The 24,880-nt window shown below is 40.3% G+C and carries 21 protein-coding genes; 9 read left to right on the forward strand and 12 right to left on the reverse strand.

Annotated features, from left to right (window positions below; all coding sequences use genetic code 11):
• Positions 1-306 precede the first annotated feature (306 nt).
• Both MSMAS_RS11475 and rsgA read right to left on the reverse strand, forming a co-directional pair.
• The gene (locus MSMAS_RS11475) at positions 307-2,880 is read right to left on the reverse strand and encodes a tetratricopeptide repeat protein (RefSeq protein WP_155395372.1); all 2,574 of its coding nucleotides are present in this window, start codon (positions 2,878-2,880) and stop codon (positions 307-309) included.
• Between the two features lie 156 nt (positions 2,881-3,036).
• Entirely contained in the window at positions 3,037-4,146 is a 1,110-nt protein-coding gene (gene rsgA, locus MSMAS_RS11480; protein WP_048046568.1) for a ribosome small subunit-dependent GTPase A, read from the reverse strand.
• A gap of 216 nt (positions 4,147-4,362) precedes the next feature.
• Between rsgA and MSMAS_RS11485 the strand changes: the two genes are divergently transcribed.
• Positions 4,363-4,632 carry a hypothetical protein gene (locus MSMAS_RS11485; protein ID WP_048046569.1) on the forward strand — a complete coding sequence of 90 codons (270 nt, stop codon included), beginning with the start codon at positions 4,363-4,365 and terminating at the stop codon, positions 4,630-4,632.
• Between the two features lie 408 nt (positions 4,633-5,040).
• Here MSMAS_RS11485 and MSMAS_RS11490 read toward each other — a convergent pair whose 3' ends face one another.
• Together MSMAS_RS11490 and MSMAS_RS11495 are read right to left on the reverse strand one after the other, a co-directional pair.
• Positions 5,041-6,738, reverse strand: a complete 1,698-nt coding sequence (locus MSMAS_RS11490) for a catalase (RefSeq protein WP_048046570.1) — start codon at positions 6,736-6,738, stop codon at positions 5,041-5,043.
• 740 nt (positions 6,739-7,478) lie between these two features.
• Entirely contained in the window at positions 7,479-8,648 is a 1,170-nt protein-coding gene (locus MSMAS_RS11495; protein ID WP_015412623.1) for a DEAD/DEAH box helicase, read from the reverse strand.
• Positions 8,649-8,943: 295 nt separating this feature from the next.
• Between MSMAS_RS11495 and MSMAS_RS11500 the strand changes: the two genes are divergently transcribed.
• On the forward strand, positions 8,944-9,195 hold the full coding sequence (locus MSMAS_RS11500; protein WP_048037046.1) for a hypothetical protein: 252 nt from the start codon (positions 8,944-8,946) through the stop codon (positions 9,193-9,195).
• 104 nt (positions 9,196-9,299) lie between these two features.
• Here the strand turns inward: MSMAS_RS11500 and MSMAS_RS11505 are convergent, their stop codons facing one another.
• From MSMAS_RS11505 to tnpA, 4 genes are all read right to left on the reverse strand, one after another.
• Positions 9,300-9,911, reverse strand: coding sequence for a GNAT family N-acetyltransferase (locus MSMAS_RS11505; RefSeq protein ID WP_048037045.1), 612 nt, complete (start codon positions 9,909-9,911; stop codon positions 9,300-9,302).
• A 222-nt stretch (positions 9,912-10,133) separates the two neighbouring features.
• Entirely contained in the window at positions 10,134-11,105 is a 972-nt protein-coding gene (locus MSMAS_RS11510) for an alpha/beta fold hydrolase (RefSeq protein WP_048037043.1), read from the reverse strand.
• 76 nt (positions 11,106-11,181) lie between these two features.
• On the reverse strand, positions 11,182-12,303 hold the full coding sequence (locus MSMAS_RS11515) for an RNA-guided endonuclease InsQ/TnpB family protein (RefSeq protein WP_011033672.1): 1,122 nt from the start codon (positions 12,301-12,303) through the stop codon (positions 11,182-11,184).
• Positions 12,304-12,714 (reverse strand): IS200/IS605-like element ISMma22 family transposase, encoded by a 411-nt coding sequence (tnpA, locus tag MSMAS_RS11520; protein ID WP_015412052.1) that lies wholly within the window; start codon positions 12,712-12,714, stop codon positions 12,304-12,306.
• Positions 12,715-13,148: 434 nt separating this feature from the next.
• On the opposite strand from tnpA, the gene MSMAS_RS11525 reads away from it, so the two are divergent.
• Positions 13,149-13,754: a pentapeptide repeat-containing protein gene (locus MSMAS_RS11525; RefSeq protein WP_048041152.1), complete on the forward strand. Its 606-nt coding sequence runs from the start codon at positions 13,149-13,151 to the stop codon at positions 13,752-13,754.
• 78 nt (positions 13,755-13,832) lie between these two features.
• Here the strand turns inward: MSMAS_RS11525 and MSMAS_RS11530 are convergent, their stop codons facing one another.
• Entirely contained in the window at positions 13,833-14,462 is a 630-nt protein-coding gene (locus tag MSMAS_RS11530; RefSeq protein WP_011034467.1) for a CatA-like O-acetyltransferase, read from the reverse strand.
• Between the two features lie 219 nt (positions 14,463-14,681).
• Here MSMAS_RS11530 and MSMAS_RS11535 point away from each other — a divergent pair, with 219 nt between their 5' ends.
• The 6 genes from MSMAS_RS11535 (at position 14,682) to MSMAS_RS11560 (ending at position 20,047) form a co-directional block, all read left to right on the forward strand.
• Positions 14,682-14,921, forward strand: a complete 240-nt coding sequence (locus MSMAS_RS11535) for a DUF2683 family protein (protein WP_011034466.1) — start codon at positions 14,682-14,684, stop codon at positions 14,919-14,921.
• Positions 14,911-15,186: a type II toxin-antitoxin system RelE family toxin gene (locus tag MSMAS_RS11540; RefSeq protein WP_226987603.1), complete on the forward strand. Its 276-nt coding sequence runs from the start codon at positions 14,911-14,913 to the stop codon at positions 15,184-15,186. The genes MSMAS_RS11535 and MSMAS_RS11540 overlap by 11 nt, the downstream gene beginning before the upstream one ends.
• A gap of 478 nt (positions 15,187-15,664) precedes the next feature.
• On the forward strand, positions 15,665-16,192 hold the full coding sequence (locus tag MSMAS_RS11545) for a hypothetical protein (RefSeq protein ID WP_052728068.1): 528 nt from the start codon (positions 15,665-15,667) through the stop codon (positions 16,190-16,192).
• 85 nt (positions 16,193-16,277) lie between these two features.
• Positions 16,278-18,029, forward strand: a complete 1,752-nt coding sequence (locus tag MSMAS_RS11550) for a pentapeptide repeat-containing protein (protein WP_230633372.1) — start codon at positions 16,278-16,280, stop codon at positions 18,027-18,029.
• A gap of 460 nt (positions 18,030-18,489) precedes the next feature.
• Positions 18,490-19,290, forward strand: coding sequence for an EFR1 family ferrodoxin (locus tag MSMAS_RS11555; protein ID WP_048046572.1), 801 nt, complete (start codon positions 18,490-18,492; stop codon positions 19,288-19,290).
• A gap of 40 nt (positions 19,291-19,330) precedes the next feature.
• Positions 19,331-20,047, forward strand: a complete 717-nt coding sequence (locus MSMAS_RS11560) for a TetR/AcrR family transcriptional regulator (protein WP_048046573.1) — start codon at positions 19,331-19,333, stop codon at positions 20,045-20,047.
• Positions 20,048-20,312: 265 nt separating this feature from the next.
• Here the strand turns inward: MSMAS_RS11560 and MSMAS_RS11570 are convergent, their stop codons facing one another.
• The 3 genes from MSMAS_RS11570 to MSMAS_RS11580 form a co-directional block, all read right to left on the reverse strand.
• Positions 20,313-20,735 (reverse strand): hypothetical protein, encoded by a 423-nt coding sequence (locus tag MSMAS_RS11570; protein ID WP_048038167.1) that lies wholly within the window; start codon positions 20,733-20,735, stop codon positions 20,313-20,315.
• Between the two features lie 337 nt (positions 20,736-21,072).
• Complete coding sequence (gene nudC, locus MSMAS_RS11575) at positions 21,073-21,939, reverse strand: NAD(+) diphosphatase (protein WP_230633251.1); 867 nt, start codon at positions 21,937-21,939, stop codon at positions 21,073-21,075.
• Positions 21,940-22,144: 205 nt separating this feature from the next.
• On the reverse strand, positions 22,145-24,802 hold the full coding sequence (locus tag MSMAS_RS11580) for a calcium-transporting P-type ATPase, PMR1-type (RefSeq protein WP_048038782.1): 2,658 nt from the start codon (positions 24,800-24,802) through the stop codon (positions 22,145-22,147).
• Between the last annotated feature and the right edge of the window lie 78 nt (positions 24,803-24,880).

Raw genomic sequence — 24,880 nt, forward strand, 5'->3', positions numbered from 1 at the left:
TATAAAGTGAGCCTTCATTATTCAAAAATAGAATAGGCCGCCTGACAGCTTTCCTCTCAATTTATTATATTTTTTAATATCCACTGCTATTTCCCTGTATCTTTCCTTTTCAAGCCGTTTAAGCCCGATTTTGGCTTTTTTGACGGTAAAATGAGTTCTTCAGTTAACCTGTGGTAGCTGGCAAGCCGTTCCTCAGGAATAAGCCCGTCCTCAACCGCTTTCAGGACAGCTCAGCCGGGCTCTTTCAGAGGCTGGTAAAAAGTTGGATGGGGCATCGAGTGCCCTCAGATTTCTATTGTTTCGAGATCATAGCTCTTCGACTAAGGAAGTCCATTCAGGGTCTTCTTCAGTCAGTTTTGCGTCGAGCTCTTCAGCTTTTTTACGGTATTCCTTTGCAGTTTTGGAGTCCCCCAGCTCTTCAAGGAGATTTGCGTAGTTGCTGAAAAGTAAAAAATTTCTTCTCAGGGGATTAAGGTCTTCCGGATTGGATTTTGCCAGGCTTTCGTTAAGGGCAAGGGCTTTTTCAAAGCACTCTTTTCCTTTTTCCTGCTGATCCGTAACCGAATATCCGATCCCGATATTATTCAGGGCTCCAAGCATATGATGGAGGTGCTTTGGGTTTTCAGGGTCGTTTTCATACAGGATTTTGAGGCTTCTGTATGCATATTCGTATTCCTGGATTGTTTCTTCCAGTTTATCGGCATCCCTGTATATGTCCCCGATTTGTTCGGCAAAACTGGCAAGCATCTCCTGAAGCTTCAGGTTCATCGGGTAAGCTTCATATAATTTTTCAATTGTTCGGAGTGCAAGCTCATAGTATTTCCTGGCAATGCTTGAGTCTTTATTTTCAGACTCCAATTTTTCAAGGAGGGACATTCCTGAGAAGAATGCTTTACCTGATGTAAGGATTAAGATTTCCGGGTTCCCGGACTGTTCAGCAATTATTTGTTCAAATCTTTCAAGAGCCTGCCTGTGGTAGACACTGGCTTTTTCTTCGTCTCCAATTTCGGAATGCAGCACTCCAAGTTCAAAGTATGTAGTTTCTATATCCAGATCATGACAGTGTTCCAGAGCATGATCATGGTCCATTTCATGATCATGATCCAGATCGTGGTTTAGATCGTGGTCGTGGTTTAGATCATGGGTATGGTTCAGATTATGGCTGTGGTTCAGATTATGGCTGTGGTTCAGATTATGGTCGTGGTCATGATCATGGCAACTCGCAGGAGGCATTATCTCAAGGAGCTGTTTCTGTACTTCCAGAACCCTTTCATACATCCGGATTGCTTTTTCGAATTCCCGGTTCTCTTTGAACAGCGTACCCAGGACTGTCAGGGTTTCGAGCAGCTCCTCATGGAAAAATTCACTCGTGGGGTCAGATTCGAAGGCTTCCAGAAATATTGGGAGAGCCCTTTCGTGATATTGCACTGCAGTTTCAGGCTCCTCTTCTGCATACAGCCTTCCAATCTGGTTCCAGGTATCGGCTTTATTAGCTTCTAACATGAGTTTATCGGCTTCTGCTGGGTGAAGATTTTCGTAAATTTCGATTTCTTTATCATAATAAGCCCTTGCTTTTTCAATTTCTTCCTCTTCCGCAAAAAGGTCACCAAGCTCCCGGTAGATGTCGGAAAGCTTAAGAGAATATTCAGGATTTTCAGGGTTTTCAGGTTCTTTTTGCAGCAGATTTTCATAGATATGCAGTTCGTCCTTATAGCACATTTCTGCACTTTCGAAGTCTCCAATCTCTGAAAACAGCTCTGCCAGTTCATCTAAAGAGATGGCAAGGTTTTTATCGGCTCCAAGCAGATCCGGGTATTTATCAATCAGTCCCCGGAAAGTTTCCCTCGCCTTCGTATAGTAGTCCCTGGCTTTTGTAGTGTCTTCCGTGTCTGAAAATATTAAGCCTGAATCTTTGTACATATCTGCAATGGCCATAGAAAAAAGAATATTTCTGGGAACTGAAATGTTTTCGGAAACTTCAATATTTTCAGAAACCGGAATATTTTCAGGCTCTTCTTTGATTTCGCTCTCAAGCAGGTTCAATGCCTCCTTATAGCACTCCTCTGCCTTTACGAGATTTTCCTGGTCCGAATATATACCTGCCAGGTAACGGTATATGTAACTCAGGTAAACTTTGGTTTCAGAGTTTTCAGGGTCTTTATCGAGGACTTTTCCGTAAATCTCTATTGCCCGATCATAAACGCGCTTTGCCTCTTCTATATATTCCTCTTCTAAATATTCCTCTCCCTCACACATCCTTCCAAAATTCATGAGAGAATCATCAAGGCTGCTGAGGTGTTCGGATATTTCAGTTTCACTTTTGAGCAATTTCTCAATGAGATCGAATTTTTTATCAAAAAGTGGAACTGCGTCTCCGGTCAATTCTCCGGCTTCAAAACAGAGCCCTATGTGTTCGATCGTTTTCAGGAAATCTTCCAGGTACTCCGGATTTTCGGGATCTGACTCCAATAACTTCTCAAAACCCAGAACCGTTTTTTCAAAAATCCCTTTCATCGGAGAGATATACTCTCTTGCTTTAACGGGATCTTCAAGCTTCAGAAGGATATCTCCAATACTTCCAATCGTGTCTCGCATAAAAGACCGGTAATCTTCTTTTTCCGGTTCTTTTGAAAAAAGGTCCCAGCTAATTTCCAGCGCCTTTCCGAAAAGTGCAAGCGACTCTTCGAGTTCATCAATCCTGTATTTTGCAAAACCTTTAAAAAACAGAAGATGATATGAAATCTCAGGGTTATTCACTTCCTTTTCGATCTTTTCAACCTTATCAAGGTTTTCAAAGGCTTTTTTATATCTATCATGATCTATATCGTAGGCTGCTTTCTTCAATAAACGAAAAGCAGAATCCTGTAGCTTCCTTGACATAGAAATAGCATAGGTTTTTTCATATAATAATTGTAGGTCAGGGTAATTGTAAGTCAGGGAGGGTTCAATGTAAACTACTCCTCCCAGTTTCCTCCCAGGTCGAAAACGATTGATAAAACCCTGATAATGCTTGCATTCTTAAAAATAAACCCTATCTTACAGCTTCCCGGTGGATTTCTTATATTTTTTAATGTCCACTGCTATTTTCTTGAACCTTTCCTTTTCAAGCCTCTTCAACCCGATTTCTGACTTTCTTGACTGAAACGCAAGTTCGTCAGTTAACCTGTGATAGCTGGCAAGCCGTTCCTCAGGAATAATCCCATCCTTAACAGCTTTCAGTACGGCACAGCCCGGCTCGTCCCGGTGGGTGCAGTCTTTAAACTTACAATTGCTGGCTGCATCAACGATTTCGGAAAAAGCTTTCTCAATCCCTTCGGCAGAATCCCCGAGCTGGATTTCCCTGATCCCGGGGTTGTCTATAAGGACTGCTCCATTCGGAAGAAGAAACATCTGGCGGACTGTGGTTGTGTGCCTGCCTTTTTCATCGTCTTCCCTGATACCCCCGGTTCTCTGGACGGTTTCACCAAGAAGAGAGTTGATAAGTGTGGATTTTCCGACACCAGAAGAGCCTACAAGTGCAACTGTTTCACCCGGATTGAGGTGAGGACTTAGTGCCTCCAGCCCTGTTTTTGAGAGGGCACTTAACGGAATAACCGGCACGTTTCCTGCAATAGATTGGATTTTTTCTACCAGCCGGATTGGATTGTCCTCAAGGTCAATTTTGTTAAGCAGAATCACAGGTCTTGCCCCGGAAGAATACACAATGGCAAGATATCTCTCAAGCCTTCGAAGGTTGAGATCCTTCCCCGTGGCAGTCACAATGAAAATTGTATCAATATTTGCAGCAATTACCTGCTCTCCGCCCCCATCTCCTGCTGCTCCTCTTGAAAGGCAGGTCCTTCTGGGCAGGATATTCACAATCATACGCGAACCAGTCTCGGGCTGGTCGAGCAAAACAACAAAATCCCCTACAACAGGCTGCTTTCCGATTTTTTGGAGTGCACCGGAAATTCCTGCCTGTATGACAGCCCCAGGGGCAAGGACTTCGCAGACTGTTTTGTGCCTTGATGTGACCCTTCCGGGAACGTAGGGGCCTTTGTAGAAGGAAAAAGCCAGCTCAAGTTCTTCATTCCAGCCTGGAATATTATCGGTGTCACTGTGGACTGAATTGTGACCTGAACCTTCCGTTTCACTATGATTATTCATAAGATGGAAGTATCCGATTAAATTGATAAATATTTTGATATTTAGATGTTATCGGCTGGATTTTACCCGAGAATTTCTTTTTTACCGAGTGTAGAAACTCCTACTGAAGATAAATTTCAATATTTCACCAGCAGACAAAAATCCCCATCCTAAACCCGAGTACTCTGTTTCAAACTCTTTTTATAGAAATACAGAGGAATAAAAGAAAGAGTAAGAATGAATGGAAAAGATAAAGAGAACGTAAAAGAAGATGCAATGGGTTCAGGACTTGCAATTGGCATGTCATTAGGTTTGATATTTGGAGCTTTAATGAACAATATAGCCCTGGGAGTTGCTTTTGGACCTGTTATTGGAATTGCTTTAGGGGCTTTATTTCAGGGAAAAAAGGAAAGAGAGTATGTGAAAAATCAAACTGCGGGCGGCCACCCCACCCTAAAGGATGGGGTATGCTTCGGGCCGCCCGCCCGGTTACTCGGGGACAGATAATTAAGCATCCTCTAACAAGGTTTCATGAACATAAGTGATTGAAATTTGCCTCGGTTTCCGGTCCGATTTACGATTATTATACAAGGAAGCTATGATTTAGAGATTTAAAGAGAAAAACGAAGAGGCGAGGGTTCACTTCATCCCCTACCTAAAGGAAGGGGTATTCGTGACCCTCTGCGCTCCCGTTGTAATAAATAGTAACTTACTTTCATGCCAATGAATAAGGGCTCTGTAGATTTCCACAAAGCCGTATCTGTTTAAAGAACGGATTACTTCAAAAGCATTAAAAAAAGGAATTATCAGGTTTATGAGAGCCAGGAATTATTTCAGCTCCATTCGAGCCTGTAAATTTGTCTATCCCTCTTAGACCTGATAGTACCGCTGATACAACATTTCACTATTCAATAGTTACAAAAGCCAGGGATCATTTTCGGGTTCAATGTAGGGATCACCGTTAGTATCAATTTCCCTGCACGAATCTTTTTTCATTGTCGGTTGATTTAATTCGGGATGCTTATTGTTTGCCTCGTAATTGGCTTCTCTTGAAGTACGCGCTGGCAAGTTTAAATCAACGGTTGAGATATCTATCTCCAGTGCTTTTGCAACACCTTCACCATATTTAGGGTCTGCCTGATAGCAATTGTAAATATGCCTGTGCTTGATCTGGAGGGTGGAATCGCCCATATTTCTGGCGGTATTTTCAAACAGAACCTGCTGCTGATCAGGAGTCATAGCTCTGAATAACTCGCCTGGCTGAGTGTAATAATCACTGTCATCTTCTCTGAAATCATATCTCAGGATGTCTGTTGAACCTGTTTTTTCAACCGGAAGTGCATATTGAGGCTGGTCTTTCCAGTTTCCATAGCTATTGGGTTCATAATGCAGCTGGCTTCCTCTATTGCCATCAACTCTCATCTGTCCGTCCCTATGGAAGCTGTGATAGTTTTTAACGCCCTGGGGAGAATTCACAGGTATCTGATGGTGGTTTACACCCAATCTATACCTGTGTGCATCCCCATAAGAGAACAAACGCCCCTGCAACATGCGGTCCGGGGAAAAACTAATTCCCGGGACTACGTTAGCTGGCGAAAAAGCAGCCTGTTCCACGTCTGCAAAATAGTTTTCAGGATTTTTGTTTAACTCAAATTCACCAACCGGTATCAGTGGAAAATCCTTTTTATGCCACATTTTAGTCAGGTCAAATGGGTTATTCTTCATAGAATTTGCCTGTTCCTCTGTCATAACCTGGATATACATTTTCCATTTTGGGAACATGCCTTTTTCAATGGCTTCGTAGAGGTCTCTTTGATGGCTTTCACGGTCCATTCCGACAACTATTGCAGCTTCCTGGTCTGTGAGGTTTCTTATACCCTGCTGTGACCTGAAGTGGAACCTTACCCATACACGCTCATTATTTTTGTTTATCAAACTGTAAGCATGACTGCTAAATCCATGCATGTGCCTGAATGAAGAAGGTAGTCCACGGTCACCCATGATAATAGTTACCTGCAGCAGGGCTTCGGGTAAAGATGTCCAGAAGTCCCAGTTAGTATTTGGGCTGCGCATATTGGTACGCGGGTCACGTTTAACAGCGTGGTTCAGGTCAGGAAACTTAAGAGGGTCTCGGAAAAAGAACACAGGCGTGTTGTTCCCTACCATGTCCCAGTTGCCTTCTTCAGTGTAAAACTTCAAAGCAAAACCACGAATATCACGCTCTGCATCAGCCGCTCCACGCTCACCAGCTACGGTAGAAAAGCGTGCAAACATTTTGGTTTGCTTTCCTATTTCAGAAAATATGGCTGCTTTGGTGTAACTGGTTATATCATGAGTTACGGTAAACGTCCCAAATGCTCCCGAGCCTTTTGCATGCATTCTGCGCTCCGGAATTACTTCTCTGTCAAAATGTGCCAGTTTTTCCAAAAACCAGATATCCTGAAGCATAAGGGGACCGCGTCTACCGCTTGTCATGCTGTCCTGGTTGCTTTCCACCGGAGCTCCTGCTACTGTAGTTAATTCAGGAGTGTCTCCCACTGTTTGATTTCTGCTTGGAAGCGGCTCACCTAATTGATTTTTATCCATAGGATTTTTACAGTTGTCGCCTTTCATAAAATACCCTCAACTATACTCTCACGTAACTTTTTTGTGTTCACATTAAGACACTATCAAGTCCACTGGAAAAAAATCACTTTCATCAGAATTTAAGCATGTAAACTATTTCTTCCTCGCAGACCTGATAAAACCTTAAAACCTATTCCCCTGTAAAGGCAAATGTTTTTACAATTTAACCTTACTATGAATACAATTTAAACCTTATATTAGCTCTGGTTAACATTTATTGAGATATCTTTGTCCAGTACTAATCCCGTTATTTTTCAGGGTAGCTTCATCTTGTAATTTCAATGCTTTATTTACAGGCTTTACTATGAAACCCAATTATTACAGAAGACATAACTCTAAAAAAACAAACATGGAACTCTTCGAATTACAGGCACAAAAATATGAAAATTCTTTCAAGTACTTTCATGCTAAATAGTAAAAAAGGCATTTAAGGCTTTTAAATTGGGGAAGAAGGAATGCAGTTATTACTGGAGGTAATTGTCGGGCAGCCTGTTCAGGTTGGAGTAGCCGCACACAATTTGATTTTAGCATAAATTTCCCACCCCGCAGTCAACGACCTCTGCCCGTTGGTCCGAAGGCATCGGAAGGGTGCATTTTGACATCGTAGCGGCACGAACTGGCTGTCGTTCTTATTCTCGTGCCCGGGTTTTTGCAGGAGCAGTCCATTGCTCCTGCCGATGCCAATCGATCAATGGTTAGTTATAATGCAATGCACAGACGAACGGTGTTTAATAGTTTTTGTGCCTGGGTTTATGACGTTTTCTGGAGGGGTTGTCCATCCTATTTACCGGCTTTGGCAACCTTATTTCCGGTCTTTCAATTACAATCTTCTTCAGAGCAGGTAGTGCCTGTTCCTTAATATCCACATCATTGTCTTTCAGCACACTCATGAAATTAGCGTGGTCATTTTTGGAAAGGATATTTATCGCTTTTCCTTCTGTTCCTGCTCGTGCGGTTCTTCCAATCCTGTGAATATACTGTTTACTCTCCCTGGGAATATCATAATTGTAAACATGGGAAACACCCTGTATATCAAGTCCTCTTCCGGCTACATCTGTGCATACAAGGACACCTATGTTCCCGGAATGAAATTTTTCCATTATGCGAGTTCGTTCGTTCTGTGTCAGTCCGCCATGAATTGCCACGGCATTGATACTTGATTTTCTCAGGTTTTTTGCGACTTTGTCAGTGTTTCTTTTTGTGTTGCAGAAAACCATCCCGAGGTTTGACTTCTCATTTTGTAGAAGGTACACGAGCAGAGATAATTTCATGTCATCCTGTACTTTATAAACGACCTGATTCAATTTTTGCGGGTCGATATAAGACTCTGTTGATACTCGAACCGGATTTTTCATGTACTTGCGGGAAAGCTGGACAATATCTTTTGTAATGGTCGCAGAGAACAAAAGGGTCTGCCTGTTTTGAGGACATTCCTTGATAATTTTTTCTACATCCACTTTGAATCCCATATCAAACATATGGTCTGCCTCATCAAGGACAAGGGTTTTCACATTATTGAGTTTGATGGTATTTCTGCTGATATGATCGAGTAGCCTACCGGGTGTTCCCACAACAACCTCGGCATTTTTTAATTCTTTAATTTGTGTATTGATCCCTACACCGCCATAGATAGATGCGATATTTAACGGGTCGTATTTTGAGAATTTCCTTAAAGAATTTGCTACCTGCTCCGCCAGTTCTCTTGTAGGGGTCAGGATCAAAGCCTGAATTCCTTTTCCTTTTTCGGAATTTTGTAATATGCCGGAAGCAAATGAGAGTGTTTTTCCGGAACCTGTTGCGGCTCCGCCTATAACATCTTCCCCAGCAAGTATTAGGGGAATTGATTTTTCCTGTATTGCTGTAGGGCTTTCAAAGCCATGTTCATCTATTGATTTCAAAACAGCATTACTGAGACCTAGTTTTTTAAAATTATTCATAGTTAGACTTTCCATGATTTTTCTGAAAAAGCTACTTAATTGCTTTTTCATATTCATATATTTAAGATATATTAAAAACAATTAAGAGCTATAAACACAACTTCAGAAAAGTTAAGATTAATTTACTGCTTAAAAGTTCGTAATCGCTTATAACGGTGAACTCTCCCTTTATACTTTTGCCTATTTTGATGATGTGATTACCCAGCATTCATTGTTCTTCCAAAGGTTCGACCCCAAATGGGTAGACCCGGACGGCATGACTTACGAAGAATATCAGGCTGCAATGGATAAGATGTGGCTTAGAATGGCAGAGCCGGACGGAGAAGGCATAGACCTGCACCCAGATGACTCAAGGCGGCGGTTTATAGCGACCAGTGGGGGTTTAATCTTCAGTCAAGCGCCCCCCTTAACCGAAGAAGACAGGCTCGAAGCGGACCGGCTTTGGGACAGCATAGCCCTGCCAGGGACCAGTCCGGGTATCGTGACCCCTGAGAAGAAGACGCACTGAAAAAATTATAAGATAGACGACACAAAATATAAGTGCGAGGGTGGGATTCTAAACTCCTTATCCTTCAATCAAACCGCGACATGTAAGGCAAAGTCCCCTTTTATTCATAGTTTTAATTGAGTGTCCGTAACATGCTTCTCTTTGTAGGGAAATTGCTTTTCAAAATCCTCCAGCTCCTCATTTTCTATTTTAAAAACCTCGTCCTCATAAAATTTTCCTGAAATGCCCCTCAAGCTACCATCGTAAAGTTCCAATGCCATAAATGCATCAAAATTATCGCCCCAGGATGTCCGGATATCATATTCTCTAGCATTGACAAAACCAAAACGATGATAATAATCAGGATTTCCAAAAATAATTACACCCTTATATGCCAGCTGTCTTGCTTTTTCGATAGAATAATTCATTAATAAAGAACCGATCCCCTGCTTTTGATATGATGGCAATACTGTTAATGGGCCCATACATAAAACTTCGAATTCTTTATTTTCCTCATTCAGGACCTTAGCTCTTGAATAAATAATATTGCCGACGATTGTATCCTCATCACATGCAACAAAATCCAGTTCTTTTACAAATGCAGGTACTTTTCTTATTTTATGCAGTACAAGATGTTCATCACATCCTGGTTTGTATAAATCCCAGAATGCTTCTCTTGTCGTGTATTCTACAATTTTGAAGTCCTTTTCTTCTTCTACTCTGATAGAAATGTTCATTATCGTTTTCTCCTCGCTTCTAAAATAAAGCCGCCTCTTCAATGAATGAAAATAAGATTACTCCACTTTCACATCAAAATTAAAATCTTTTGCGATATTTGTTTGCATCTGGCTTTCTGAGATAACCCTATAGTGCAACTTAAGGAGATCTTCTCATATCTCAGCCTGCCAATCCTAACAGCCTTTGGAAATGGGTTAGTTAAATGTCCAGGTCCATGCAGTTTAATAGGTGGATTCGTTTAGAAATTCTTTCACAAGCACCCTAGTCCCGTTCATTTGAGATAACATTCCATGGCCACCAGTATCATATAAAACAAGCTGCGACTTGTTTATTTTACTGTGAGCATTTTCCGCATGTTTGTAACTTACCAGCGCATCATCTTTAGCGTGGATAATTAATGCTGGTGCACCAAGGTTGTCTGTGGGTACGGTATAAAATTCAATCATTTTTTCATCGTTTACGGTGCCTCTATACCTTTGAGACATTGGGTGCATTATATCAAGCATTTCCTGTGCCAGTTCTTTCTGTTCCGGGTTAAATGTTTCGTACACCTGTGTTGGGATTCCCATCAGGTCCAGAACTGCAGGTTGAAAAAATCTTGTGAGGAGCCAGTATGCATAATCAGATTGCTGGATAATGTGAATAATACTAACATAAAAAGGATCCTGGTCGCCTGGTGCCGGGCCCATACTTACAGCAGAAATCAATATTAATGCTGAGCATCTGTCAGGATAGTCATTTGCAAACTGAGTGGCTGAAGGGCCTCCGGCTGATACGCCAACAACAATTACTTTGTCTATGCTTAAATTGTCCAGAAGAGTTTTATAAGCAGCAGCCTGTGACTCAATTGAAGCATTATCCGGAATGGATGACCAAAGATAGCCATATCGTGAAACCGAGATGAATTTATACCCGTCCCCGAAAAATACTTTGCCCGCCCAGAGTCCCTGATCATAACCTCCTCCTGCGCCATGCAGCAATAAGATAGGAGTTCCTTCTCCCTCTACAGTATACTCAATATCCCCATACTCTGTTTTCAAAATAGTACTGTCCGCAAGCAATTGCTCTTCTGCTTCCGTCATCGTATCATGGTAATTCGGATAAGTTAGAGCAATTAGAATAATAGCTGAACAAATTAAAAATGCCAGTATAATCAGTAAAATATTCCTGCTTCTTTTCTTAACTTCTTTCAAGAATACCACTTCTAATTTGTAGTCACTATACCCCGGACTTAAGTCCAGGCATGTTTGCAAACCGTGACTACTCCCATCACTGAAGTGACGGGCATCTACCAGAATTCTGGAGAGATTGTAATCCCAATCTCATAATGTTAATAGCGGCATTGTGATCTCTATCAAGAGTAAGACCACAGTAAGGACAACTGTGTATTCTCTCTGATAGTTCTTTTTTAACTATTTCACCGCATCCAGAGCACATTTGTGATGTATTACATGGATTGACAAGCTCTACACGTTTACCAGCCCATTCTGCCTTGTAAGACGTGATAGTTACAAGCTTATTCCATGCAACATCAGCTATGTGTTTTGCTAGTTTGTGGTTTTTAATCATACCTTTAATGTTCAAATCTTCAAAAGTAATCAGGTCATAATTCCTGACCAGATTAAGACTTACTTTCTGTACAAAATCCTCTCTCTTGTTTGAGATTCTTTCGTGAACACGTTGAACAGCTTTCAAGGCTTTTGCTCTTTCAGGTGTTCCTTTTTCAAGTTTGGAGAGTTTTCTTTGGACTTTTGCCAGAAACTTTTCTTCTGTAACAAAGAATCTAGGATTAGGTACATAATTACCATCAGAAAGCGTTAAGAAGCTCTTGATACCTACGTCTACACCTACTGATAATCCTGTTTTTTGTAATTCCAAAGGAGTATCAGTTTCAACCAGAAAAGAAACAAACCATTTTCCTGTAGGCATCTTACGAACATTGAGTCTTTTAATTTCACCTTCTACTGGTCTATGTAATTTGATTTTAATATCACCTATTTTTGATAGTGTTAACCTATCAGAATCCAGAGAAAAGCCTGATTGAGTATAGGTAAAACTATCATACCTTCCGTATCCTCTGAATCTAGGATAGCCTGCCTTCTCTCCTGTTTTAACTCTACGGAAAAAGGCTTGAAAGGCAAGATCTACTCTCTTGATTACTTCCTGTAATACCTGTGAATGAACTGTTTTCAATTCAGGTTTTTCTTTTTTCCATTCAGGGATCATTTTCTTAGAATCATAGTACCCTATATTCTTTTGCTCTGACTCCCATGCATCTTTCCTGAGTGCAAGTGTCTCGTTATATGTCCACCTACAAAGCTCAAGAGTATTATTCATAGTTGTTTTTTGAGCCTTTGTAGGATAGACTCTATACCGAAGCACTTTTAACATTCATTTCACCTTTTGAGTTTCAATATACATTTTTACAGTTTCTTTTGTTGTATCTCCACATGTTCCAACATAATAAGACGGATTCCAGAGATGACCATTCCATAATCTGCTCTTTATTTCAGGATGCATTTCAAAGAGTTTCTTTGCAGTAATTCCTTTGAATATTTTCACAATATCAGCAGGTGCAAACTTGGGATGCATGATAATGAAAAGATGCACATGATCCGGCATTACTTCTTGAGTGACAAGAGTTACACCTTTTTCTTTTGCTATCTGTTCGTGAAGCTCTTTCAGATCTTCAGCTATTTTTCCAATAAGGACTTTTCTTCTATATTTTGTAGACCATACGAAATGGTAATTTGTGTTATATACACAACCTCTTGCACTTATCCAATGTTCTTTTCCTGCCATGTTAGTATATACATATGGTAACCATGTGTATATTAATTTAACGCTATTATGTTAGGAAGTTGACGGGCTGTATCCCACCATTGAAATGGCGGGGATTAGCCCTTACTTGCTTCTAGATTTTGAATACTGTTCAGCAATTAATTTCTCAACAACATTCAAAATATTTAATAGAAAAATTCTCTATATAATATCCCATAACTCGCACTCTTATTAATCATTCCGACTTTCTATACAAAACTCAAAAATGTAAATTTTGATTGAGAATTTTCGTACGACATTATAAACATTATTTGTCAGGCATGAAAAAGAAGAAGTTTATTAAAAACAGAATCGGAAGAAGTATAGGTGTGGCCTATTAGTGAGTAAGTCCCGACTAATGAGTAAGTCCTAAATAGTATAATCATTTGAAAACCTCAATACCTGGAGATGGAAGCATGTTGGAAAGCAGAATTATAGCCGCACAATCTGATGACAGTTATATAGAAAGGATGCGCTTTGAAGGCGATATACTTTCGGACGTCGATATTGCAAGGATAGAATTTGAATCGGTACAGTTTATACAATGCCAGTTCAGCAAATGTGATTTTTCAAAAGCCAGCTTTTACAATTCGGTGTTTGATAACTGCAATTTTGCAAACTGCATTTTTATGGAAAGCTACTGGAAAGGCTCCAGAATATTAACATGCAAGGGTGATGGCAGCAACTTCAGCAAGAGCCATATGAAAGAAACCTTTTTAGCGGACGGTTCCTTTCGGTACGCAGATTTTTCAAGTTCCTTAATGGAAAACTGCTCCATTCGCGACTGCAATTTCACGGAAGCCTTCTTATCCGAGATTCGGTTAAAGAAGCCCACGCTGAAAGCGGTTAATTTCGCAGGAGCGGATTTCTTTAAAACCTTACTTAAAGGTATTGATTTATCTGATTGTATCATTGACGGGATCACAGTATCCGATACACGCAACGAACTCAGAGGGGCTATAGTCAATGCCGGGCAAGCAATAGAACTTGCTGCGCGGGTTCTGGGAATCAAAATTGTCTGAAAAATAACTGCTACTGCTTCCGAATTTTTCCCTTAAAGCATTCTAATTTCCCATCATGCCTGCCACCATGCTTGTAATCTACACTTCATCCATGTATCTCTGCAGCTTATCCGCAAGTTTGCCAATGTGAATACCATCAACAAATGCGTGATGGACCTGGACTGCAAAAGGCATCATAAGTTTGCCTTCTTTTTTATGATATTTTCCCCAGTCAAATGTGGGTTGAGCTTTTTCCCTGTTTCCGAAATCCGTGTGCGAAATATGTGTAAACGTTATCCACGGCAGGGCAGAGAATTGATATACATCGTTTTCAACAGGTCCGGTAAAATGCTCTTTTTGATTTTCTGCCGTTACGGTTGCCAGTTGTACAAACTCCTCAATTGTGTCCTGCATGGGAACATTTACTACCTTAAATAATTCTGTTTCTTTATCAAGATATGTAAGTGAGGCATCAATCGATTCATACAATACAACTTCACCATCAAGAAAACGATACCGAAATTCCTCAATTTCATTTGCGCATTTCGTAACAGCAAATATAAACGCCATTGTAAATGATAAGTTATTTTCTTTAACGTGCTTTTTAAAATTCGTCACATCAAGCTCAAAACTCACACAATATTGAGGCTGTACCGCAGTCCTGTATATTTGACAATACTCTTTTCTTTTCCAGGTTTCGAGATCTATTATATGGTATCTGTTTCCCATGTTTACGCCTTCGTTCAATAGAATCTACATTACGATTATTTCCTTTTTTAGTTTCACTACCTGTTTTTTTCTGTAGATCTCAAAAATTACCATTTCCTTAAACGGTTTTTCTGGGTATTATAGAGGTCAGGACTCAAAAAGCCAGTGGAAATCAAATCCTGGCAGGGCAGAACGATATATATTAATATGGTATTAATCTTCTATTAATATTGGATATACATGGTTCAAGCGATAATAAACATTGATGAGCGCACTAATCGAATTTTGAATATTATCAAGGCCAAATACGGTTTAAAAGATAAAAGTGCCGCTATTAATAAAATGGCTGAAGAGTATGAAGAAGAGATTTTAGAGCCAGAGTTAAAACCTGAGTACATTGAAAAATTAAAGAAAATAGAAAAACAGGAAGCTATAGAAGTAGGCACTGTTGAAAATTTAAGGAAACGATATGGCCTTTGATTTTATGTATTTCTTAAAAATCAGATCGGAACTTGATAGTAAATTTGAAAAACTAGCAAAAAAGAATAAAAAACAACTTGAAATTATTTTAGCTAAAGCAGATGAGATCCTGGAAAATCCACATCGATACAAAAATCTAAAAGCTCCGATGAACCATTTAAAAAGAGTGCATATCGATAAACATTTTGTATTAGTCTTCTCTATTGATGAGGAATCAAGGTCTGTAACCCTGGAAGATTACGATCATCACGATAAAATATACTGACTTTAAAATTTTGTTTATTTTTGTGGCAGCCCCTTGAAAATTTCCTTTGTGTGCCCGGAAGAATAAGCCTGTTTTTTCTGTTTCCGAAATCCGTGTGAGAAATATGCGTAAATGTTATTCTAAATGAGAACCCAAACAGATCAAACCAAGGACTTTACTCTGAAATAATGTTCTTACAGGAAAAAAAATCTCCATGGTATTAAGAGCAAGTCTTTCTTATCTTCCTCTTGCTCTATTACCTCATAATTTTATTTTTCTGAATCAAACTCTTCTTTTTTATAAGAATTAATTTTTCAAGAAATAAATGTAAACAATTATTTCGATTTCCAGAAGCATAAAACGGCAGATATATCTGTCAGAATGTTATAAAACTTTCAGACATTTAAGAATGTATCAAAATATGAAATACTCTATCCTCTGAAACAGAAGAGAAATTAAAGAGTGATGATTTATTTTTTAAAAATCGCAGGGGTTTAGTATGAAAAAATCTAACTTAACAGACTTTAAGAAGTATACTTATATTGCTATCTTTACTTTGCTAGCGTCAATACTTGCAGCTGGATGTACAGGAGTAGGAAATGAAAAAAATACTTCTACACAGGTAAACTCAGAACAGCCTGAATATCAAGATCTTGCATGGATGGAGCATGGTGAAAAATATTCAGCACTAATAAAATCAGACATTGATAATATCGCACTTGCACAAAATACCCAGGATTTTAAACTATTGGCAGAATATGGTCAAGATCTTGTCAATGACACTCAAAATGCTCTTGATGAAAGTAGCCAGTATACAGTATCTCCTAAGTATCAGGAAGCAAAGACCGAATGGGAATTAGCTATGAACGATGCAAATTCTGCAGGTCAATATATAGTCTCAAGTGCAAATACATGTTTGGCATATGGAGTGCCTGTAAGAGATCTAGAAGCGGAACAAAAAATACAGTCTCTTATGGTATCAAGCACAGGACATGCAAATAGATCAACTGCTCTGTTAAAAGGTTAATTCTCCCAATAAAGCTAGGAGTTTCACAATTCACTCCCAGACAGTTCCTAATTCATATAAAAAGATGGTGAGATTTTTGGAAAGCGTGAGATCTTATCTTACTCAGTATAATAAAAATATAAAAAGGTACACGCCTATTTTGAAAAGAAATATAGAAAGATTTATTGAAAACTGTCACTACAAAATAAATAAATATAAAAGACCTTTATCACTGATTGTTTTTGTTATTTTTATTTTTGCTACTCTTTTTTTTCTAAAATATGTCTATAATTATTTGTATAGTTTAGTATTCTATTATCCCATAGATAAAGTATCTCAGTATAATCTAACTAACATGACGCAGAATGCCATTCTAGAAAATCAGTATCGTGCTACCTCTGTCCAATTAGTTGCTACTGTAGGTCAGATATTCGGTGGCATTGTTATCTTAATTGGAACTTATGTTGCTTGGGGAAATCTAACCGTTGCTAGGGAGGGGCAGATAACGGAGAGATTTACTCGGGCTGTAGACCAACTCGGAAATCAAGCACAAGAGATTAGATTAGGCGGAGTACATGCTCTCGGGAGAATTTCAAGAGAATCTAAGAAAGATTATTCGACTATAATGACAATTCTAACAGATTATGTTAGAATAAACTCTAATATTTACAACCATTCAGAAAATAAACATCCGAAATACGAGTCTTTTTCAATGGATATTCTAGCCAACAAAACTACAACAAGTGGGATTCTGGATGGAATAATATCAACAGATATTCAAGCAGCTCTTAAAGTGATCGGAGAACGTAAATCTTTCTTTAACGGAAAAGATAAACATCTAGACCTTAGAGAAACTTTTCTCAGAGGAGCTGATCTTTCAGATCTACATCTTGAAGGAGCTTACCTAAGTTGGGCTAACCTTGAAAAGGCTATGCTTTTTGGAACTCACCTGAATGACGCTTATCTTAGAGGGACTAATCTTAAATTTGCTAAACTTAATACAGCTGAACTAAGAGGAGCTCACTTAGAGCAAGCTGATCTTTCAAGAGCTAATCTTACACTTGCTCATCTTGAAGAGGCTAACCTTGAAGAGGCTATTTTAAAATACACTATACTGGAAGCTGCTCACCTCGAAAAAGCTAATCTTAAAGGAACTAATCTTGAAAAAGCTATCCTTGTAATAACTCATCTTGAAGGAGCTATGCTTGATGGAGCCAATCTTCGCGGAGCCATACTTAGATTAACTCATCTTCAAGGGGCACAACTTGGTGGTGCTAATCTTGAGGGAGCTTACCTGGGTGGTGCATTCCTTGAAAAAGCTTTCTTCGGCAAGGCTAACCTAAAAGGAGCTGATCTATCGGATGCAGATTTAAAGGAAGCTATTCTTGGATCTACTAATCTTGAAAATGCAAAACTATGGCATGCAAATCTTGAAAAGGCTAACCTATTAGATGCTAAAATTTGCAAGGCTGATCTTTTAGGAGTTAATCTTAAAGGGGCTTTTCTTTATAAAGCCGACCTTAGAGGAGCTAAACTATTAGGGGTCGATCTTGAAGAAGCTCATCTTACTGAAGCCAATCTTGAAGGAGCTGACCTTCAAGCAGTTAACCTTAAAGAAGCTAGCCTTGACCGAGCTAACCTTTCAGGAGTTAACTTTGAAAATGCTCGTCTTGACAATGCCGATCTTAAAGGAGCTGATCTTAGAAAAGCTCGCAACTTGTCCATTGACCAGCTTTCTAAAGTAAAATCATTAGACGGGGCAAAAATTGATGAAAATCTTCGCAGATCACTAGAAGAGAAAGATCCAGAGAAATACCAAACCCTTATTAAAAAACCTAGTTACTATAACTATGAATAATTGATATTACTGGAATTTCCCATGCCTTTCCTTCCATATTTCCATAAACAGCTTAATATTTTCCCCTTGCCTCAGTTATTTCAGCTTTCATTTTTAAAATCAAGATTTCATTTTAATAATAGGTTTTTAAATAATTTTATATTGAATAGGCAGACATCTTAACAGTTACTCCCATATTTTTGCAAAATGTTCGTTTTAATTTTCTGCCGTTACGATTGCTAGTTGTGCAAACTTCTCAATCGTATTGTATATGGGTACATTTAATACCATAAATAATTCTGTTTATTCATCCCAAACAAAATTTTAGCTTCCATCAGATACCTGATATTTTTCCCTGAGAAATTCTTGTAGACTAATTCATAGTTATTTACTAACCCATAGTTATTTACTAATCAACAGTTATTTAATCACCTATAGTTATACTATATCCTGGAGTTATACAACTGATGGAGTAAATAAAATGGAAATAGAATCTGTGAAATTAGTCTATTTTTCACCCACCGGAACAACAAAGGCAGTTGTTCAGAGCATTGCTCATGGCATTAATCCGGGCACCGTGGAATTAATTGATATTACCAGACCGGATGCAAGAAAACAACCATTAGTGACCTCAGAAAATGAATTGCTTGTTATAGGAGTTCCCGTTTATATGGGCAGAGTGCCGGCATTATTAAACGAATGGCTGAATGCAATCCAGGCTCGTAATACACCGACGGTCTGTGTTGTTGTTTATGGTAACCGTGTGTATGATGATGCACTGCTCGAACTAAAAAATACTGTAATGAAATGCGGGTGTATTCCCATTGCCTGTGCAGCATATATCGGGGAACACTCATTCTCAAATTCCGAGACGCCAACAGCAGAGGGACGTCCAGATAAAGATGATTTACATCACGCAGAAGCATTTGGACAGAAAATATGTGAAAAACTGCAATCCGTTCCATCAATCTCTCAGGTTTCCGATGTGCATGTGCCTGGCACTTATCCTTATGGAGGAGTTACAAAATTGTGGACTGTTGATTTTATCGTGGTCAGTGATGAGTGTACCCAGTGCGGGACCTGTGCAGAGGTTTGTCCAGTTGGTGCTGTTGATGCGGAAAATTCCCGCTTGATTGATATAGAAAAATGCATTACCTGCTGTGCGTGTATCAAAAACTGCCCGCAAAGTGCCAGAACTATGAAACCCGGACTGGTAAAGGACGCATCAGTGCGCCTCCATACACTCTACAGCCAGCGGAAGGAACCTGAATTTTTTATCTAATGAATATATCCCGAATATACGGATTAAGTGGAGTGGAATTATGGGAATCGCAGATAGGAGACAACGAGAAAAAGAACAGCGAAAAACCGAGATCATCGATGCAGCCGAGCGTCTCTTTTTTTCCCGAAATTATGAAGATGTTTCCATGGAAGACATCGCCCGTGAGGTTGAACTGAATAAGGCTACCATTTATCTATATTTTAAAAATAAGGAGGCACTTTACGCTACTATCGTACTCCGTGGTATCGAGATCCTGAAGGAGAAATACACAGAGTGCATGGAAAAAGAGGCTCCGGGAATTGTCAAGGTAGCCCTGATGGGCCAGGCCTATTATCAGTTTTCACAGGAATACCCGGATTATCTTCGTATGATCCATTTTTATGGTTCTGAGCGTTTTTCAAAAGAAAACCCGTGTACCGCAGAGATTGGAAAGGGGTACGGTACCTGCCGGCTGATCCTTCGGGATGCGATCAAGGAGGGTATCTATGACGGTACAATCCGGGCCGATCTCGATCCGTTTCTGACCTCGATGTACCTTATGATCTCCTTCATGGGTATCCTGTCAATGGAAAATAAATGGAAAATAGTGATCGAGGCTGAGGGGTTCAGCTACGAGCAGTACACCAGTGAATTTTTCCGGTTCATCATTCCTGCTATCTCTTCCGAACCTCACAAAATGGATGTAAAAGATTTCGAATCATCTGGGTTCTTTTTAACCGAGCCTGCAGAACCTGAGAAAAAGAGAAAAAAATCTTAAAGTTTTTAGAATTTTGAGGGTGAATTTTTCAGCTGTATTACATTTTACTCTGTTGCTTTCTACTCTGTTGCATTCTACTCTGTTGCATTCTACTCTGTTGCATTCTACTCTGTTGCATTCTACTCTGTTGCATTCTACTCTGTTGCGTTTTATTTTCTGGTTCTCGCCTGCTCCATACGGGACAGGTGGGTTCAACCAGAGATAATAAAATCGCTGGTTTTGTTCTACAAGAATCTAACCAGTCTGGAATGATCTGCCCGGCTGCTTAAGGCATTGTTTCGGGGAAAAAAATACCCTGCATTAAGTTTCCAAAAAGTTTACATGAATCATTCACGCCGACGTATTGCCTGCCATTCTTAAAAATGGTATCATTATTTGCTCCTATTTCCATTTTTGAACCATCTCCAAGATCAAATGTGCATGTCGTATCTGCAAGTCCGCCATTAGCTTCTCCAAATCGAAAACTTAAAATTTGTACAATATTTACAGCCTGCTCGATATCCTCATCATTAGTGAGAGTAATGGTTTCGTTTCCCTGCATAATTTGCACAGATACGACACTCGCTCTTTCCAGTTCGTGAGCAACAGGTAAACCGTGTGCAAAATAAAAATATACCAGTAAAATTATAGTTGTAATAATAGTTGAAATAACAATTTGCGGTATAAACTTTGCATTCTTTTTGATCACTATATTTTTACTCCATTACGTTTTCTGTCAGTAGTAATATACTTCTTTTATTCTATGCCCTTAAGTAAAATTGTTCAGTTATCTTATTTCACTTATTTATATTTCGTTTTATAATCATATCAATTTATTATCTTTTATGATTCTAAAATATAATGAAAAGTTTTGCAGAAAAAACTTCAAATCAATAGTTCTAAAATCCACTGCCGTAATATCAGGAGGCCCGATATCCTCTCTGCAAATGCTTCCGCAGAAAAAAAGATAAAAAATAAAAAAAGATAAAAAATAGAAAGAAGTCACAACAGGATGAATAAAACTATGAATCAAATATGAATCCGCCTTAAACTTCCAGCCCCTCTTCTTTGAGGAAATGATCAATCAGTTTCCTTGAAATGCTGATCTTTCCCGGAAGCACAGGCAGTTCGTTTACTGAAAACCATTTTGCGTCCTCGATTTCAAACCCGTCTGGCCGAATCTCTCCTGAATCATATTCTGCGGTAAAGCCGATCATCAGGGAATTTGGGAAAGGCCATGCCTGTGTCCCGAAGTAAGTTACATTTTTTACTTTGATACCGACCTCTTCCCAGATTTCCCTTTCAACCGCCGCTTCAGCCGATTCGCCTGGCTCGACAAAGCCTGCTATAAGGCTGTACATGTCAGGAGGGAAGTTGGGAGACCTTGCAAGCAGGATTTTACTGCCCTTTCTTATAAGCACTATAACAGCAGGCGAAATTCTGGGATAGAAAAGCTCTCCGCATTCAGGGCATTCCTTTCCTCTTTCTCCCGGTTTCTGCGAGGTCTTTGTTCCGCACCTGCTGCAGAACTGGTTTGTCCTGTCCCATTCCATTACCTGAACTGCTTTGTTCACAAGCTCAAAACACCCCTCACTCATCTCGGAATATGCCTGCCTGAGGTCAACAAACTCCATACCTTCCGGAGCTTTAGCGTCCTGTGGAAGTTCAATAGAAAAGCAGTCTGTCCCCTCAAGTACGCCAAGGTACTGTTCCCTTATAACAGGAAGCCCGAGTTCCCTGATATCCAGCAGCCTGGGAATTGCTCCAGGGTTTTTATGGGTTTTAATAAGAATATCACGTCCCCGGAAAATGAACCAGAGAGCCTTTTTGGTCCTTCCGGCTGGCGGTTCTATGCCTACGATGAACTTAGGATGAATAGGGTTTTCCCTGTTAGTGGGGGTCATAATGTCCATACTATTGGATTTTGTTGTATATATGATTACGGGAGCGATTTAATTTCAATAGTATCATGGATTTCAAAGGCGGTTTTGTAGAATTATGATTTTTTACGAGAATAAAAACAAAGGAAGAGCTATCTCCTCACATATTCTGAAAAAATAGGAAAATAGGAAAATAGGAAAATGAAGTTTTCTCAGGAGCAAAACCCAACCTTGAATTTTACCTGTGGGCTCTTCGTTCCAGATATTTAGCAACTTCCATGACTATAAGAGTGGTAGAAGCCAGAGGAATGATCATTCCCCAATCCGAAAGCGAGAGAGGTACAGTCCTGAAAGCTGTCTGCAGAACAGGGACATAAATTGCTGCAAGCTGCAGAAGCACAGTGCTCAGGATGGCATAGATCAGGGGCCAGTTTGTGAAAATTCCCAGGGAAAAGACCGATAGCCTGTCAGAACGCCAGTTAAACGCGTTGAACATCAGAGAAATCACAACCAGGGTAAAGATCAGAGTCTGGATCTTTGGAAGAGGCATTCCTTCTTCAAGAGCCCAGGAAAGAACTCCAAGAGACTGGACTGCAATAAGGGCTCCCAATCCAAGGCTCGCTATGAGCATTCTCCTGGAAACCAGTCCTTCTGTAGATTTTCTGGGTTTCTGCTTCATAAGCCCCCTGTCAGGAGCTTCCAGAGAAAGCGCCATTGGAGGAAGCCCATCTGTGATAAGGTTGATCCAGAGGATCTGGACTGCAATTACAGGCAGGATCTGCCAGGCAAGCACTCCGACAAGGACAATCAGGACAACTCCTATATGGCAGGTAAGGCCGTAAGCAATAAAGTTTTTGATATTCTTCAATATATTTCGGCCCTCTTCAACTGCGGAAACAATGGATGCGAAATTGTCATCTGTCAGGATCATGCTGGAAGCTTCCTTACTGACTTCGGTTCCGGTAATTCCCATTGCAATACCCATATCTGCGGCTTTCAGGGCAGGGGCATCGTTTACTCCGTCCCCGGTCATTGCAACGATATAGCCTTTTTTCTTGAGGGCGTTAACAACCTTCAGCTTATGCTCGGGATACACTCTTGCATAGACCGAAACCTTCTCCACCATGTCTTCGAATTCTTTGTCTCCAAGGGCGTCCAGTTCCGTGCCTGTAAGGACAAGGTCCCCTTCCCGGTAAATCCCTATCTCTCTTGCAATAGCAAAGGCGGTTGTTTTGTGGTCTCCAGTAATCATTACAGTCCTGATTCCTGCATCAGTACAGGTGGCAATCGCAACCTTTACCTCTTCTCTGGGTGGGTCACGCATGCCCATGAGCCCGGCAAACACCATCTCCCGTTCAGCGTTTTCAGGAACTATATTCTCAGGAACCTGACGGTAAGCAAAACCCATCACCCTGAGAGTCTGGTTTGCCATCTCATTTACGGTATCCAGGATTTCCTTCCTAATTTCAGGGGTTAACTCCTTCTCCTGCCCTCCAAGGAAAATTTTCGTACAGCAGCCAAGAATGACTTCCGGAGCTCCTTTAGAATATGCATACAGACCTTCTTCTGAAGCGTTCAGGGTAGTCATCATCTTTCTTTCGGAAGAAAACGGAACTTCTCCGATACGCCTGTGACCTAGCTCAAGATCAGGTCTCCAGATCCCTTTTTTGGCTGCCGCAACTACAAGGGCGCCCTCAGTGGGATCTCCAATAATATCCCCTATTCCTTCCTCCTCGACCAATCCCGCATCATTGCAGAGAGCTCCTGTTACCAGCAGCTTATGAAGATGTATGTCTTCAGAAACAGGCTGGCCTTCCTTGAAAAAGTCTCCCACGGGCTCATATCCGTTACCTGTAACACTCAACATGGTCCCGTTTACATACACCTTCTCAACGGTCATCTTGTTCTGGGTGAGCGTCCCGGTTTTGTCCGTACAGATAATGTTGGTAGAGCCGAGGGTTTCTACGGAAGGCAATTTTCTCACAAGGGCATGCCTCTTGACCATTCTTCTGACCCCGAGAGCAAGTCCCACAGTCACAACCGCAGGGAGAGCTTCGGGAATTGCTGCAACTGCGAGTGCAACGCCCCAGAGAAACATCTCAAAAGGATCAAAGCCCTTAAAGATTCCGAGCACTGCTACAAAAGCAACAACAATAAGAGTTGCGGCTCCAAGCCAGCGCCCGAACTGGTCGAGCTTTTCCTGCAAAGGGGTTCTTTCCCTTTCGATTTCTCCCAGGAGACCGGCAAGTTTTCCAAAAGCAGTACTCATGCCTGTTGCCGTAATTACTGCTTTCCCCCTGCCATAGGTAACCGAAGTTCCGGTATAAGCCATATTTTTCCTGTCAGGCTGCGGAGTTTCGGGAAGAAGAATTTTGATGCTTTTTTCTACAGGAACAGATTCTCCTGTGAGAGAAGATTCGTCGATTTTAAGAGACTGAGCCTCAAGCAGTCTGGCATCTGCAGGTATTCTGTCCCCTGCCTGCAAAATAAGGATATCTCCCGGGACAAGTAAGGAAGAAGGGACTTTTACTTCCTTCCCGTCCCTTACCACAAGAGCTTCGGGGCTGGTCAGTGATTTTAGAAGCTTGATAGATTCTTCTGCCCTGTATTCCTGGACAAAACCAAGAACTCCTGCAAGGAATACTGTGAACAGAATAACAAGGGCATCTACAAGCTCTCCAAGGAAGGCAGAAAACAGCGCTGCAACAATTAAAATGAGAATCAGGAAACTTTTGAACTGAGAAAGAAAAAGTTTTACTGCAGATGTTTTTTCTTCTTCTTTAAGTTCGTTTTTTCCATATTTTTCAAGTCTGTTTTCTGCTTCTCCCGAACTCAGTCCGGTTTCGGATGTGTCCAGGGTTTTTAGAACCGCGTCAGCGGCTTCATCATGATACATCCTGTTCTTATCTCCAGTAAATAAGGCAAACGTTTCTGGGTTGAAAGCATTTTAGTCTGACATGTTAAAGGTAAAAAT

Source organism: Methanosarcina mazei S-6, from assembly GCF_000970205.1.
GTDB classification, from domain to species: domain Archaea; phylum Halobacteriota; class Methanosarcinia; order Methanosarcinales; family Methanosarcinaceae; genus Methanosarcina; species Methanosarcina mazei.